Origin of the sequence: Leptospira tipperaryensis, from assembly GCF_001729245.1 — a bacterium.
In the GTDB taxonomy this organism is placed as follows: domain Bacteria; phylum Spirochaetota; class Leptospiria; order Leptospirales; family Leptospiraceae; genus Leptospira; species Leptospira tipperaryensis.
Genome location: NZ_CP015217.1, coordinates 3,380,001 through 3,394,865 on the forward strand (window position 1 = coordinate 3,380,001; position 14,865 = coordinate 3,394,865).

Annotated in this window: 15 protein-coding genes; 9 read left to right on the top strand and 6 right to left on the bottom strand. The window is 42.4% G+C overall.

From position 1 onward, the window contains the following. The first annotated feature begins 364 nt into the window (after nt 1-364). Nucleotides 365-997 (top strand): hypothetical protein, encoded by a 633-nt coding sequence (locus A0128_RS15870; protein ID WP_069608398.1) that lies wholly within the window; start codon nt 365-367, stop codon nt 995-997. 198 nt (nt 998-1,195) lie between these two features. Here the strand turns inward: A0128_RS15870 and A0128_RS15875 are convergent, their stop codons facing one another. Then, nucleotides 1,196-1,825 carry a CDGSH iron-sulfur domain-containing protein gene (locus A0128_RS15875; RefSeq protein ID WP_069609346.1) on the bottom strand — a complete coding sequence of 210 codons (630 nt, stop codon included), beginning with the start codon at nt 1,823-1,825 and terminating at the stop codon, nt 1,196-1,198. A 159-nt stretch (nt 1,826-1,984) separates the two neighbouring features. Here A0128_RS15875 and A0128_RS15880 point away from each other — a divergent pair, with 159 nt between their 5' ends. Further along, nucleotides 1,985-2,437, top strand: coding sequence for a hypothetical protein (locus A0128_RS15880; protein ID WP_069608399.1), 453 nt, complete (start codon nt 1,985-1,987; stop codon nt 2,435-2,437). Nucleotides 2,438-2,457: 20 nt separating this feature from the next. Here A0128_RS15880 and A0128_RS15885 read toward each other — a convergent pair whose 3' ends face one another. Beyond that, nucleotides 2,458-3,462, bottom strand: coding sequence for a hypothetical protein (locus tag A0128_RS15885; RefSeq protein ID WP_069608400.1), 1,005 nt, complete (start codon nt 3,460-3,462; stop codon nt 2,458-2,460). A 542-nt stretch (nt 3,463-4,004) separates the two neighbouring features. Here A0128_RS15885 and A0128_RS15890 point away from each other — a divergent pair. After that, the gene (locus A0128_RS15890; protein ID WP_069608401.1) at nt 4,005-6,299 is read left to right on the top strand and encodes a neutral/alkaline non-lysosomal ceramidase N-terminal domain-containing protein; all 2,295 of its coding nucleotides are present in this window, start codon (nt 4,005-4,007) and stop codon (nt 6,297-6,299) included. 79 nt (nt 6,300-6,378) lie between these two features. Here the strand turns inward: A0128_RS15890 and A0128_RS15895 are convergent, their stop codons facing one another. Continuing rightward, a complete protein-coding gene (locus A0128_RS15895; protein ID WP_083244151.1) occupies nt 6,379-7,377 on the bottom strand; it encodes an alpha/beta hydrolase in 999 nt (332 codons plus the stop codon). A gap of 87 nt (nt 7,378-7,464) precedes the next feature. On the opposite strand from A0128_RS15895, the gene A0128_RS15900 reads away from it, so the two are divergent. Next, entirely contained in the window at nt 7,465-8,040 is a 576-nt protein-coding gene (locus A0128_RS15900; protein ID WP_069608402.1) for a TetR/AcrR family transcriptional regulator, read from the top strand. Nucleotides 8,041-8,086: 46 nt separating this feature from the next. Here the strand turns inward: A0128_RS15900 and A0128_RS15905 are convergent, their stop codons facing one another. Further along, nucleotides 8,087-8,707, bottom strand: a complete 621-nt coding sequence (locus A0128_RS15905) for a trimeric intracellular cation channel family protein (protein ID WP_069608403.1) — start codon at nt 8,705-8,707, stop codon at nt 8,087-8,089. Between the two features lie 54 nt (nt 8,708-8,761). Beyond that, entirely contained in the window at nt 8,762-9,469 is a 708-nt protein-coding gene (locus tag A0128_RS15910; protein WP_069608404.1) for an HAD-IA family hydrolase, read from the bottom strand. A 110-nt stretch (nt 9,470-9,579) separates the two neighbouring features. On the opposite strand from A0128_RS15910, the gene A0128_RS15915 reads away from it, so the two are divergent. The 3 genes from A0128_RS15915 to A0128_RS15930 all read left to right on the top strand — a co-directional run bounded on the left by A0128_RS15915 (nt 9,580) and on the right by A0128_RS15930 (nt 12,165). Next, nucleotides 9,580-10,275 carry a DJ-1/PfpI family protein gene (locus tag A0128_RS15915; RefSeq protein WP_069608405.1) on the top strand — a complete coding sequence of 232 codons (696 nt, stop codon included), beginning with the start codon at nt 9,580-9,582 and terminating at the stop codon, nt 10,273-10,275. A 279-nt stretch (nt 10,276-10,554) separates the two neighbouring features. Next, nucleotides 10,555-11,544 (top strand): aldo/keto reductase, encoded by a 990-nt coding sequence (locus tag A0128_RS15925; protein ID WP_069608407.1) that lies wholly within the window; start codon nt 10,555-10,557, stop codon nt 11,542-11,544. Between the two features lie 3 nt (nt 11,545-11,547). Further along, entirely contained in the window at nt 11,548-12,165 is a 618-nt protein-coding gene (locus A0128_RS15930; RefSeq protein ID WP_069608408.1) for a TetR/AcrR family transcriptional regulator, read from the top strand. 58 nt (nt 12,166-12,223) lie between these two features. Here A0128_RS15930 and A0128_RS15935 read toward each other — a convergent pair whose 3' ends face one another. After that, complete coding sequence (locus A0128_RS15935; protein ID WP_069608409.1) at nt 12,224-13,441, bottom strand: serine hydrolase domain-containing protein; 1,218 nt, start codon at nt 13,439-13,441, stop codon at nt 12,224-12,226. 339 nt (nt 13,442-13,780) lie between these two features. On the opposite strand from A0128_RS15935, the gene A0128_RS15945 reads away from it, so the two are divergent. Continuing rightward, nucleotides 13,781-14,266, top strand: coding sequence for an LIC_10730 family protein (locus A0128_RS15945; protein WP_069608411.1), 486 nt, complete (start codon nt 13,781-13,783; stop codon nt 14,264-14,266). Continuing rightward, on the top strand, nt 14,263-14,847 hold the full coding sequence (locus A0128_RS15950; RefSeq protein ID WP_069608412.1) for a hypothetical protein: 585 nt from the start codon (nt 14,263-14,265) through the stop codon (nt 14,845-14,847). Before A0128_RS15945 ends, A0128_RS15950 begins: the two co-directional genes overlap by 4 nt. Nucleotides 14,848-14,865: the final 18 nt, after the last annotated feature.

Genomic DNA, 14,865 nt, shown 5'->3' on the forward strand with positions numbered 1-14,865 from the left:
ATCTTATTATGAGCACATAAGAGAAGAGTTAGAGAAAAAAGCCTAAAAAAAGAAAAGGATTCTCCAAAACGGCATCAGATCGTTTTCAAAATTTTTTTAAGAGAATTTTTACAACACAAGCTCTTCGAAAGAGGAACTCCTTTTCTGAAACTTTCCCGAAAAGAAAAAGTAGGAACTCCTTCTTTAGAAAATTCTAAAATAAGCGATCATGCACTCCCGAGCGGAATTCAATTCCGACCGACGAAACCCGCAATTTTTCTTGATCTTCAAACGACCCAATACAAACGGAAAGAGAGAATCCCCGGAAGAGACGACAAAATTTAGATGGCAAAGGACATTCTAAAATTCTAAATTGAGAATCTGAATGAAGACCTTATCGGTAATCATCCCGGTTCAAGAAGGGGATTCAGAATCCGAGTCTCTTTTAAGGGAGCTCCCACATTTAATTCCTAAAGATTGGGAAATCGTCATTTCCACATCTCCCGAAAAAGGCAATCGCGCACAAACGCTGAACGAGGGAGTTGGAAAATCTCAAGGAGAATTTCTTTGGTTTCTCCATGGAGACAGTCAAATCACCTCGGAAACAATCTCTTTTCTTCAAAACGCAATTGCGACTTTTCCAAATGCATTACATTATTATAAACTTCAGTTCTATCCTGAAAGTTTACGAATGAAAATCAACTCGAACGGCGCAAATTTTCGTTCTTGGCTTTTAAACTCTCCTTTTGGAGACCAGGGGCTTTGCATCCGCAAAGAAACGTTTCTTCGCCTCGGCGGATTTGATGAAAAAACTCCCTATGGAGAAGATCTTCTTTTTGTTTGGACGTCTCAAGAGAATGGAATTCGTTTACACAGAATCAATTCTTTCCTGAGGACGAGCGATCGGAAGTATCGAAAAAAAGGTTGGTGGAAGATCACGCTACTTCATCAATATCTCTATTGGAAGTTGGCCTTTCTTCATTTCTTTGGAAAGAATGAAGATTCTCCGAAAATATAATCTTACATTTCAAAATATTTTTTTGAGAAGGTTTATCGGACACGATTTTTTGATTTTAGATTCCTCTGAAAAAGAACTCTATATTCTGTTTTAGCAAGAGCCGACAGATCCCCTTTAGACATATACATTCACGCAACGACGCGCGATTTTCATAGAAATATTTAAGAATAATTTAATTATCTAATATTACATTTATATTCAAGCCTGGAATCCGTTTGTCTTATGGGTTCCATCGCAATAAGGCTTATTCGCAGAACCTCCGCATCGACAGAGATAAGCTTCCGTAACTCGATTGATTGTTCTTCCCGTTCCGGAACAGAGCTCCAAACTTCCGGTAATTTTCAGAGGGCCGTTCCGAGTCGGCTTGACGATCAATTTTCCGTTTCTCACGGGAAGCGGAGTCGAATCCTGAGTTGTCGGTTCTCCAGTCGCATGAAAATCGATTTGATTATGACTCGAATCACAAAAGGGTTTATTTTTGGAGGCCCCACATCTGCATAACGTTACGCGAAACCCTGGATCTTCTTGACCTGTGATTTCCAGATCCGCGTGAAATGCAAGAGGACCGTTCTCGCGAACTCGAAGCAAATTGACGATCGGCGCCTTTTCATTTTCAGACTCGGCAACTGCCTCGTATCGAATCGCACCGGAAGGACAATTCAGCGCTAAGTTTTGAATTTCTCCGATGTTCGCCTTATCAGGATAGATCCAATCTCCTTCTACATTCGGAACAAAAACATCGGGTCTACTAAGAACACAATTTCTAGAATGAATACATTTTTTTCCATCGAAAAGTATGTTTGATTCTTTTCCTTTGACGATTTCCATTTTTAGACTCCTTCTTCCGAGCCTCCAAATCATAACTCAATTTTAGAATAAACCAAGCAGAATCATTTTCTAAAATTTATTTCCTCTTCCGGAAAATCGATTAAAAAAGAGTAATCACATTTCAAAACAAATTAGAAATCGTAGAAAAGAGGATTTGATATGGGATTGTTTTGGGGTTTTATCGAAGTTTTTATTTTTAGTCTCACTCTCCCCACGACCAAGTTGACCATAGAACATTTCGATCCTCTTTTTGTCGGATTGGGAAGAGCGGTCCTTGCGGGAATTCTCGCCGTCTTCGCATTAAAAATCACAAAGACTCAACTTCTTCCTCTCGCAACCGCGGTCGCGGGAACGATTCTCGCGAAAGAATCTCAGACGATTCTATTTTGGATATCGAGTCTTTTCGGTTCCTCAATCGTAATTTTCTATTTTCTCTGGAATCAGGAAGTATCGCTTCGTTTCGGAGATCTCTTTCTTTTCTTAGCGGTTCTCTCCGCGGCCGTCGGATACGCCGAAGGAGGAAAGTTAGCTCTTGGTCGCGCTCTCCATTTTCTCGGGAGAATCCGTTTCAAAAGTAAAAGGATTCTTCCGGAACCGCAGGTGAAATCATAATTTTAGTATATTCTAATTTTTTAAACTTCTGTTTCCATTCCATGAGAAGAATCTTCGGTTAAAATTTCAAACGCGGCTTTTCTTTTTGAAGTCAGCTTAAAGTAAGAAACGTCTTCTTTTCGTTTTACAAAAATTTCCGCGTTTGCGATCTTACTATTGAGGCAGTATTTCCATCCTCCGGGTGGATTCCAATACTGAAGACAGGCAAAGTCTTTACGATCGGCGAAGATTCTCCCTTTGATTGAAATTTCACTCGAACTCGCAGCAAAATGCCAATCAAAGTAACGATACTTTGCCCTCCCAAAACTTCGAAGGGGATGATTGAGTTTATAATCCTTTCCTCGAAATCGAAATACGATCGGAGTGATCGCGGGCGTCCAAAAAGGTCCGATCTTTAACTTCGCAGTCGCAAGCTCTAAAAAAGAATCTGCCTCTTCTTCAAATCCGACAACCTGTCCCCAAGCGTAACGATCCGTATGTTTGGATCCCCAGTTATGATTGTGGCTCCCGATCCAATCTTGAAGTCGTATCTCCTCGGTTCCGAGTTTGAGGGTTCCTGATATTTTGATCCAAGGATTTCCGACTAACACCTTCGCTTTGGGAAAACCTCCTTCGTATAAATTTTCAGGAAAAAGAAAAAGTGGAGGACTACCTCCCGCAATCTTAAGATCCCAGAAAAAGTTTTCGGGACCTTTTTTATTTCCAGCCTTTCCAATGAGATACGAATCCGTTAACTCGGAACCTCCTATCGAAATCAAGAGCGGCGAGGATTGAAAGGAACAAGAGGCAATCGGAAACTCCGACTTGGAAACAAAATGAGAATTTTTTTCTCCGTCAAAATAGATCGCCCAAAGTTCACCCATCGCTTTTTCCGGATGATCTTTTGGCGAAAAGATCGTATAACGGATCCAGACGGCCTTTGCTAAAGAAGGATGATTCGCCCTTACAAACCAGCTTTCGTAGTGCCCTCTCGGATCGTTCGGCTTAAACCTTGTGTAATTGAAATTGGATACGATTCCGCTCATAGCGCCTCTTTCCTCTAACTCTTTTTAAGATTTCTATATAAGAATTTTTTGCGAACTTCCCAACAAGAAGGAAGCCCGGTTCTTATTAAAGGAAAGCCCCCAACCCTCAAGAAGAATTCCTCTTTTCGGATCGAATTTTTTTCTCTATTTTTGTCTTCGTGATTGAAAGTATTCGCATCGAAATCGAATTTTTGATCCTTCCCCTTGCTTGTATTTGGATGAAAATCACTTTGATTTTAAGAATTTAGAGCCTCCGAATCCGATCGCCGCTTCCGTTTAGAAAACGAATTTCAATCGTCCTAATTCTAAATTCTATTTTGAAAGAATCCTTAGGATGAAAGAGGTCGAAGCGACTTCATTTTCGTTAACTCTCACTTATATTTGAATTATAAATATAAGAAAATTTATTTTCACCTGTTATAAATAAATTCAAAACTTTGAATGTCTTTTATCCAAGAAGCTTCTTTCTTACGTTCGTTTTAAATTTTGTTTGACCTTCCTTATTTTTCGGATACCCCTTCGGTGAGTGAGAGGGAATCGAAATGAAAAAGGAAAAATGGAAAATCATCTGCGTGTTAGTCGCATATCTTATCTTCGCAAATTGCGCGGATAGGAAAAACGAAACGGAAGCTCTCTTAGGTTTGTTAAATACAAATCAGGACCTCAATGTAGGAAGTAAAACTGCTGGAGTTTTGAACCTCGTAACCTCATCGGCCCCGGACGTTTTTCTTGTAGGCGCGGGAAAAGCCGATATAACCGGACCCTTTGTTCAATCGAGCACGGGATACAATAGCCCCGGAGACGAAATGTCAGGTCTTGCGATGAGATTATTTTCTCGCGCCTTCGTGATCGAAAGGCCGGGCGGTGCAAGGGTGGCAATCGTTACGAACGATATGATCCACATGTATCAGAGTATTAAGATGGGAGTGATTCAAAAACTTCAGGCGGACGGATACGGATCTGCGTTTAACAACGATAATGTGGTTTTATTCGCCACACATACGCATTCGGCGCCTTCCAACGTTTCCTGGTATACTTTATTCAATCTTTTTAATGGAGTTGTCGGCTTTGATAAGGTTCACTACAATCTCATCGTAAACGGAACCGCAGAAGCGATCAAAGCGGCATACAATCAGAGACGCGAAGCCAGAATCAAATTTGCGTCCGGGCCCCTTGTCGGCGGCTCCTTCAATCGTTCTTCCGCGGCGTATGAGTGGAACATCGATAAGGCGAATTATCCAAAAAACATAGAGGAGACGATGTCTCTCTTACGCTTCGAGGCCACGGACGGAAGTCCTATCGGGCTGGTAAACTGGTTTGCGGTACACGGAACTTCTCTGGGAATTACAAACCGAAGAGCGCACGGAGATAACAAGGGTTATGCGGCCTACCTCGTAGAAACAACGATGGGTGGAAATTTTGTGGCGGCGTTTCCTCAAGGACCGATGGGAGATTCCAGTCCCAATCATCCGAATCCTTCCGATATTACAAAACCGTTTCTTCGTCCGAACGACTTAGATCCAAGTCTCGATGCGCTCGAGAATCCGATCGTTCACGGAAGTTTGCAGGGAAACAAGGCGCTCGAACTCTACAACAATTCGACAACTGCGATTACGGGTAACGTAGGATTTCGACATTCTCACGTAACCTGGAATCAAAAAATTGCGATCGATCCGAATTATATCGGAGAAAACAAAATGCCTTGGGATTCGATCACCAATCCAACAACGTGTGTGGCGACGATCGGCGGGGGCTTTTTAGCAGGGGACGAAGAAGGAGCGCCGGTAGAATTTGCAAAAGAAGGAGAAATCCGAAACAACTTCGTTTTCGAAAACGGAACTTGGGTTAAAAAAAATTACAGCCTCACAAACTTGAGCGGCGCCGCTCAGATATTGGGTTATCTCTGGCCTCTCGCACAATTGGCTCTGAATTCTACGAAATACGAAGGTTGTGACAAAGAAAAATTTACCCTTCTCCCTGTAGGAGAAGTGGATAACTTCTGGTTTCCCAATCCGAACGTTCCTTTTGTTCCGGTTGTTCTTCCTTTGCAAGTAATCACGATCGGGAACACGGCGATTCTTGCTTCTCCTTTTGAAATTACGACTAACGCGGGAAGAAGACTCAAATCAAAAGTCAGCTCGACTCTATCTAACGCCGGTTATACGAACGTAGTCGTCGCGGCTATGGCAAATGCCTATGCTCAGTATCTCACAACCAGAGAAGAATACTCGGCTCAGAACTTTGAGGGCGGATTTACCGCTTACGGTCCTTGGGCAAACGCCGCGCTTCAACAAGAGTTTGATCGAATCGCAAAGGACATCGTAGCAGGAAGATCCACTAACGCAGGGTCGAATCCTCCCGATCTCTCCAATCAACAATTTATCCAAACCTGGCTTTCTCAAAATGGCGTTGTTAACGACGGAGGCGATTTTGGTAAAGTTTTAGCCGACGCCAATGTTTCGTATCAAAGAACAAAGGATAAGGTCGCGGTAAAATTTCAAGGCGCACATCCAAGAGTCGTTCAGGATAAAAAGTTGGACGGAAGCCTTTCTTCTTTCTACGATCCGAATCTTTATTCTTACTTGGAAGTGCAAAAGAAAAATGGGAATCAATGGACGACGATCGCAACGGATAACAACCCTTATACGGCGTATGATTGGGCGAGAACCGGAGGCGATCTTTCGATGACTTCCGAGGTCACGATTACTTGGTTGATTCGAAACCAAGAACCCGGAACCTATCGAATCGTCTACAACGGATTGGCGAAACAGTTCTGGGTATTTTTCTGGACGTATAAAAAGTTCACTGGAATTTCCAGAGAATTTGTATTGCAGTAGATCTTATACTAAGAAACGAAGATCGGAGAATAAAGAATCCTGACCTTGTGGAATTCTATATTCTCCATTTTTTTTATATTCAAAGTATAGAATGTATAAAAATAGAGACCGCGTTTTTTAGCTGAAACAATCCGGGTTCTTCGTAAGGAAAATGTCCCGCGCCTTCCAAAATTATAAATTTCTTTTCTCCGGGAATCCGATCAAAAAAAGGTCTACTAATAGACAATGGAGTCCAAGGATCCAGCTCAGGATGGACCAAAAGAATCGGACATATACGAAAGGAATCGGGTTCTATCTTTGCTTGGAATTCGGATATCGTACGCATCCAACGAAAGCTCACCTTAGCTCCGCCCGCGTAAGGATCCCCCGAAAACACTTTCGAAAAATCAGGGTCGTTTGTAATGAGCTCCATCTTGCTCAACCATCGAATCGGAACGTATAGATCGTCGGTGATCCAACTCAGCCAAGATGTCAAGGGAATCCCTAAGATTCTTAAAAAACGGTTTCGGGCAACCGCATCCTGGACCTCGGTTCGCCGGAGATCGGCGAGAGTCGTCACAATTAGACCTTGCACATTTCCGTTTTCCGCAGCGACATGATAAGCGAGCATACCGCCTATGCTCAATCCGAAAAGAATCATCTTTTTATCGGACTTCCTCTCAGCTTCTATCAAGTCGTTTAACAATTGGACCCAGTCATTATAGTCCATCTTGAAATTTTCATCCGTCAAAGTTAGTCCGAAGCCGGGAAGATCCGGCGCAATTACCTCACACCCGAGATCAAAGACTAACTTTGCCATCGAACCGAGAACTCTTCCATTTCCACCGCCTCCGTGAATCAATAATACCTTACAATCGGAGTTCGGATTTTCATATCGATCCAAATGAACTCTTAGCTTCTTCCAGACCCAATATTCTTCCTTTGGAAGTTTACCGTCCTTGAGTTTTAAACTTTCCGGTAAAAATTTCTGATATCTCTGCCAGTGAGTCGTGTTCAAATAACTTCCTCCCCTTTCCGGAGGAAAAGTTCCGCAATGAGAAAGAGCCAAAACACCGATAAGAATGATTTTTAATTTCATACTTTTCCAGGTTTTCCGAAAAAGTTTCTTTTTGTATATTTGGAAAACGATCGTCTTACTTTCAAAACTATACAGGTGTCAATTTTTATGTCTGAAAAAATAGAGAAACAATACAACACGATCATCCAAACGTTCCTGGATCGTTTTCTTAAAACGGAATATTCTAAGATTACGGTCGCGGATATCGCCGAGGACGCAGGAATGACAAGAGCCAACTTTTACAGCTATTTTACCGGCAAAGAAGAACTCCTCTGGAAGACTTTTAAATATGTTTTTTTAGAAAATAGCGAAAAGGTGAAAGAATTAAATGCGAATACTTTATTATCCGAGGGAAAGCCGCTTACATTCTATCTTTTTGAAAACGTAAAAAAGAACCGCGAGTTCTATAAACGGATTTTTCAGGAATCCGTACCGTATGAATTTCATATTAAACTTTCCGATTTTTTATCCGAAGAATCGTATCGAACCCATTCAAGTCTTAGAGAAAAATATGAGAATCCTTCCTTTCCCTACCAATACATTTCGCATTATCTTTCCGGCGCGGTGTTAGGCTTATTATCCCATCTTTTGCGGAAGGATTTGGACTGGGATTCGGAAACGATTTCAAACTGGTTTACTTCTCTTGCAGCCCCAGGAATCGTAAATCAACTCAAAGAAGGTTAAAAAGAAAAAGTGAAACCTGAAAAGATTGAATTCTTAAATTGGAAATTTATTCAGGTAGTTTGAATGTTGGAAGAGAAAGGTTGTAACGGACCGCAACGATACGAATCAGAACCACAAGAAGGACGGAAAAGCCCGTATTCCAATCTCCGTCTACATTCAAATAATTTAATGCGATATAAAGCGTAGCACCCGCAAGACAAGCGGTCGCATAAATTTCTTTTCTAAAGATCAAAGGAACTTCGTTAATCAGAGTATCGCGGATCACACCTCCAAAGATCGCAGAGATCATTCCTAAAATGACCGCGCCGAATGGATTGACTCCTGCACTGAGTGAAATTTTGGTTCCGATTACGGTATAAATTCCGATTCCAATGGAATCAAAAAGAAAGATTTCTCTGCGGAAACGAACCCAATAACGCGCAAAAAGAATCGTCAAAACAAATCCGAAAAAAATTGCCCAGAGAACGTTTGCGTCTCGAACCCAAGCGACTGGATAATTCCCGAGAGTGATGTCGCGGAGAGTCCCTCCTCCGATCGCAGTTATAAATCCGGTAAAGAAGGCGCTGAAGATATCGTTGTGATGACCCTTTTTTTCAGCGGCGGCCAAAGCGCCGGAGATTGCAAAAAAACCGACCCCGGTGAGTTCTATATAATATGATAAATTCAAATTCTTAAGTCGATAAAAAGTGTCGGGATGAATTTAAAATTTTCAAGAGCGAACTCAGAGTCCGTTCGTTTCGGACAAATGTCGGATCAACTCCGAAAGAGTTTGAATGTCTCCGTCTTCTCTTTTTAAATAAGACCTCCAACCGAGTGATTTCGGAACAACTACGTCGAGATCGAATTTATCTCCGCAATAGACCAAGGCTTCCGAAGGAAGATTTACAAGACGCATCGCTTCTTCGAAAATTTTCGGAGACGGTTTTTCGTATCCGAATTCCGCACTTACAATCACAGGATTCAAATGTTCTAATATTCCTTTCGCATCGAGCAAATCTCTCAGACGATGATCCCAATTGGAAATCGCGCCCAGACCCCAGCCTTGAGTTTTGCAAAAATCTTTGAGCTCCCAAAAACCGGGATCCACTTCCCAGAGTTCCGGATCCGCAAATCGATTGTAGATGATCGGAAACGCTTTTTCCAAAGGAACACTTTCCGGAATTCTTGAGAGAAAGTCGTTTAACAATTCTTTCCACCACCCCGGAGTTCCGCCTGGATGAAATTGATACTTATCTCGGTGATCGGGAGGAGCGTTCTCATTCATCTTATGCCAGGCTTCGGAGAAAGCTTTTCGAAAAATTTCACCCGCATTCTTTTCTTTTTTCAAGCCCGCGTCCAAAAGGATCTCAAGATACGTTTCTCCCGCGGCTTTCTTTAAGTGAAGAATGGTGTCTCCCACATCCAAAAATAAATAACGATTATGACTCACAAGACTGAGTTTCGGAAACCCTTTTGTTTTTGCATCCAGGTTTCGAAAGCGATTCCTCTAAAATCAAAAATGGCTTGTAAGAGTAATTCTAAAGTTCATTCTAAGAATCTATGTCAGGTGCAAATTTTTCCATTGGGATCTTTATCTTTCCGGGCGTCACACAACTTGACTTCACCGGTCCCTTCGAAGTGTTCTCAAGAATTCCGAACGCAAAGGTATTCTTGTTCGCCCAATCAAAGGGAACGATTACTACGGAATCGGGAATGAAATTTATTCCCGACTATGACTTTTCAAATTGTCCGGACTTAGATATTCTTCTCGTTCCTGGCGGGTCCGGAACGACTCATCTGATGGAAGACTACGAGGTTTTAGAATTCCTAAAGAAGAAGGCCGAAAATTCTAAGTTTATAACTTCGGTTTGCACAGGATCTTTGGTGCTTGCGGCCGCGGGACTTCTCGACGGTTACAAAGCGACGACCCACTGGCTTTCCTTGGATGTCTTAAAATTATTTCCGGTTCAAATTTCGAGTGAACGGTTTGTAAAAGATCGCAATCGAATCACGGGCGGAGGAGTTACCGCGGGAATTGATTTTGCCCTTTTTCTGACTGCGGAATTTTTCGGGTCCGAACTCGCGGAAGAAATTCAATTGATGATAGAATACAATCCCGCCCCTCCCTTTACATCCGGTCATCCGACCACCGCGAGCTCCCACCTTGTGGACAAGGTAAAAGGAAGTCGGGAGACCGCTCAAAATCGAAGAAAGGCCGCGGCGATTCGAGTATTAGAATCTCGTTCTAAAACCTGAGCTTTTAGATTCTTCTGTAAAAGGGGAAATGTAGGAACTCCCCTTTTTTTTCGGAGATCTCAGAAGAATTCCTCCGTGAGGAAAATTTTGGGTCTTTTTTTCTTCCCTCCTCTCACCTCCAAATTCTTTAAGAAAACGTCGATTCTTTGCTAAAGAGACATAATTCTCCACTTAAAATTGAAAAGTAGGAACTGACACTTTTCCTATCTCTTGAGAAAGTCTTGACCTTTAGTTACAAGTTACATATTTAGTTATTTGTAACTAAAGGAGAAAACGCAGATGAAACAAAAGAAATTGGGCAACAACGGTCCTCAAGTTTCGGAAGTCGGCCTTGGATGTATGGGAATGTCGGATTTTTACGGGAACAAAGAAACCCGAGATCGTTCGGAAAGCATTCGGGCGATTCACGCAGCCTTGGACGCGGGAATCAATCTTCTCAACACCGGAGATTTTTACGGAATCGGACACAACGAGCTCTTGATCTCGGAAGCTCTCAAAACGACTTCCGCAAAACCTCTCCTAAGCGTGAAGTTCGGAGCGATGAGAACTCCTCAGGGCGGTTTTACGGGATATGACGCAAGACCTGCCGCGGTGAAAAACTTCGCGGCCTATTCTTTGGTTCGCCTGGGCGTCGATGTAATCGATATCTATCAACCTTCTCGAGTGGATCCGAACGTTCCGATCGAAGAAACCGTAGGTGCGATCTCAGAACTGATAAAAGAAGGAAAGGTTCGTTACTTAGGTCTTTCGGAAGCTTCTCCGGAAAATATAAGAAGGGCGCATAAGATTCATCCTGTGACCGCGCTCGAGATAGAATATTCTTTGGCGACGAGACTCATTGAAAAGGAGATTCTTTCCACTGCAAGAGAACTCGGAATCGGAATCGTTCCGTATGGAATTCTTTCTCGCGGTTTGCTCTCCGGAAAAATTTCCGGAAATCTGCAAGAAGGAGATTTTAGATCCCATTCTCCTCGCTTTATGGGAAAAAACCTTGAATCCAATCTGGAGCGGGTCAATGTGCTTCAAGAACTCGCAAAGGAAAAGAACTGCACGCCTGCACAACTTGCAATTGCTTGGGTCCTTCATCAAGGAAACGATATCGTTCCTTTGTTGGGATCCACAAGAACAAGCAGTCTGAAAGAAAACTTAGGAGCCCTCTCGATCGAATTGAGTCCTGAAGAATTGAGAAGAATCGGAGATTCTTTTCCGGAAGGATCTTTTCAAGGAGAACGTTATCCAGCTCCTCAGATGCAGACGGTAGCAAAATGAAATATGCCCAGAACAGGCTTAACGCCGGAAGAACTCTATAACAAAGCGCTCGATTCCACGGAGACGGAAATTCGTAAGAATGGGGTCGAGCGTTTGAAACTGACCGACATCGCGAGGGATCTTAAAGTCAGTCACGCGGCCTTATACAAATTTTTTTCAGATAAACAATCTCTCTTGGACGAAGTTTCCAAGAGATGGTTGGATAGAATCGATCGGGAACTGGAAAGAATTTCCGCAAAAGAAGAACCGGTCGATGGAATTCTAAGAGAATGGTTTCTCAAACTTCATTCTATGAAACGGGAAAAAATTCTCGTGGATCCAAGACTTTTCACTGCCTTCAATCTCTCAGCGGAAAAAACAAGACCCTTTGTCGTTTCTCATCTTTCTACGATGTCCAGACTTTTAGAAGATCTGATTTCGAAGGGAATGAAATCCGGAATGTTTCATTGTTCCAGTCCGAAGGAAGGTGCGAGAATTCTTTTTGAAGGAACTGCTGCGTTTCATCACCCGAGACTCGTTTTAGAATCGATCGAGGAAGAAAGAACTCCTCTCTTGGAAGCTCTTCTGGAAACTCTACTCTCCGGTTTGAAAACGAAGTCCCCTGAAGTATCGAAAAAGTAGGAACTCCTCTTTCAAGCTATTTTACGATTTGAATCCTTTGTCGTAACAATTAGACAATTCAATGCGACTGATGAGGATGTAGTAGATGAGGCTCGTCTAAATCTTTCCAGAGCGCGGAATTCCCAATCGTAATCGAAGCCTCATGAATTTCGTGTAGGAACTCCTCTTCTTTTCCCGGATCTTTTTTCTTATCCTTCGAATCCAAGGATTCTTTCAGGCTCGCAAGAATCTTATCCAACAAAAAATTGATCGGCTTATCCCAAATCGCAGACGTCGTAACGATCACAATTCTCCGATGTGGGATCACATACACAAACTGGCTTCCCTTCCCGTTCGCCATAAATGTTTTTTTCCCTTCGAACTGATGAGTCCAGAGTTGATATCCGTAGTTCTGCGCCGCTCCGGGTTGAATCGCTTGTTTGACCCATTCCGGTTTAAGAATTTTCTTACCACGGAAAGTTCCATTGTCTAGATACAACATTCCTAATTTAGCCATATCGATGGATTTCAATCGAAGACCAAAACCTGCGGTCTGTCTTCCGGAAGGAGACGTATACCATTCATAACCTTTGAAATCGAGCCAAGAGAAAAGAGTCTTTTCGGCAAATTGTAAAAGAGTCATACCCGATTTATTTTCAAGAACGGCCGCAGCCAATTGAGAATCTCCGTTGCTATAATCGAACTTGGTTCCCGGCTTATCTTTGACTTCGGGTAACAGCGCGATGACGAGAGGATCCTCCGCAGTTCGGATATCATCCCTTTCCGGAAACTCGGACCAACGCATTCCGGAAGCCATGTGTAAAACGTCTCTCAAACGAAGAGATTCTTTTCCCTCTAAAAGAGGAAAAGGTAAATTTCCAAGAGAACGAAGTGAGTTCATAACGGGTTCGTCTACATTTTTTAGAACTCCTTCTAAATTAAGAATTCCTAATAGAGTAGACGTGACGGTTTTCGTCACGGAATATACGCTATGATTGTGATTGCGTGTAACACCGCCGGCATAACGTTCCATTACGAGTTTTCCGTCCTTAACAATCAGTAAAGATCGGACTTCGATTCCTTCTTCTCGAATGGATTTTGATAAACGAATCAGAGGAATCGAATCTAAGGAAACCTCTTCGGGAAACGCGACTGGAAATCCTTCAAAGGGAGTTCGATCCAGTTGTTTCGGAGGAAAAGAACGCGAGGCGCTTTTTAAATGAAGCTCGCCTTCCGGTTGAGCGGAAGCGCAGGAAAGAATCAATCCGATCCAAATCAGAATAAGCCAAATTCTCATATTTTAATTCAGTCTTGAATAATAGACTTTCAAATCGATTCTTTTTCTTTTGAATTCTACTTTTTTGAAATTTCTTTCCTAATTTACGGTAGTTGGTGCGCATTCTATGGATTCTTTTTTACGCGAGAGCATCTAACTTCGAAAAATGAAAGACTTTGTTCCATTTCAGTTCCAAACGTTAAAATCATCAGCTTCTCGTTGGAATACTCGAAGGCTAAGTCTTTTGCATTTTTCACAAAAAGAATTATAGATTCATCCGAGTTCTCCCTTTTGAATTTGTGTAGCTTTTTTACAATCTTTTGAAACAATCAAGATGGAACGGATCATTCGACAAATCAGATGAATTCAAGATGCATTCAACATTCTTTTCTGATATTCCTAATCCTGATTCAGATCGCGAGCGTCTCTTGTCTTATGCGGATCGACTGGGACGGAAATGATAAGAATCTGAAAAAACCTCCCTCCCCCGACGCCTTTCCCACCGCCGAAGAAGCAAATCTTACGCAAGCCGAACGAGCCAGATTGATCAAAGAAGGAAAAAGAACCACCTTGGGTCCCGAAGGAATGGAATTGGTTCACGGAGGAGATCCTAATTTTTCTTACGAAAAATCTTGTACACAACTTCTTTCCAAGTGCCAAGGGAATTGTATGGAAGAATGGTATCCTTTCACTTCCATATTCTTACCGATCATCGGCTATCGAAGCGCGAAACAACGTCAGTGTATGGAAAGATGTAATCAATTCTGCAATCTTCCCTTACCTACAAGAATTCTTTCGGGAGAAACGAGAACCTTTCCGACAAACCCCGGACCACAACCCCAATGAAATTCAACAAAGACAAAACAAGTCGATGTTTCAGAATCATTTTAAGAATTTATATTTTTACTTCATTACTATTCCTGTTGACCGATTGTATTCGAAATACGCGCGCCTTTGAAACTTCTAAACCGACCAAGGCTCAGACAGATTTTCGTTCCGAGATGAAAGTCACTCAAATTCAATCCGGTTCCAAAGATTCGGAATCGGGCAAACCAGTTTACAAAGACGGGCGCGAGGTAATCGCGACTTCCAGAGAATTCGATCCGGACCCTGCTCTCCTTGGAATCGAATTGGAAGAAACGGATGAAAGCGAAGAATCCAAAGAAAAAAAACCGAACGGATCCGCGAAAGAAACACAAGATCGAAATTCTCAAGAAGCTTGGAAATACTCTTGTATCTTTCTTCACCCGGATTGTACGAAAGGATGTAAACGAAGTTTGAATCTAACGAGCCAATATGTCCGGACTTCCAACTCGGATCTGTTAGCCGAATGTGTCCGGAATTGCACTTCCAATTGTAGCGAGTATTTTGAGGAAAGTCGCAGAAGAAGCAGAGGCCCACGATCAGCACAACCCCGCACTCGATGACCTGAGTCCTGAATTTTA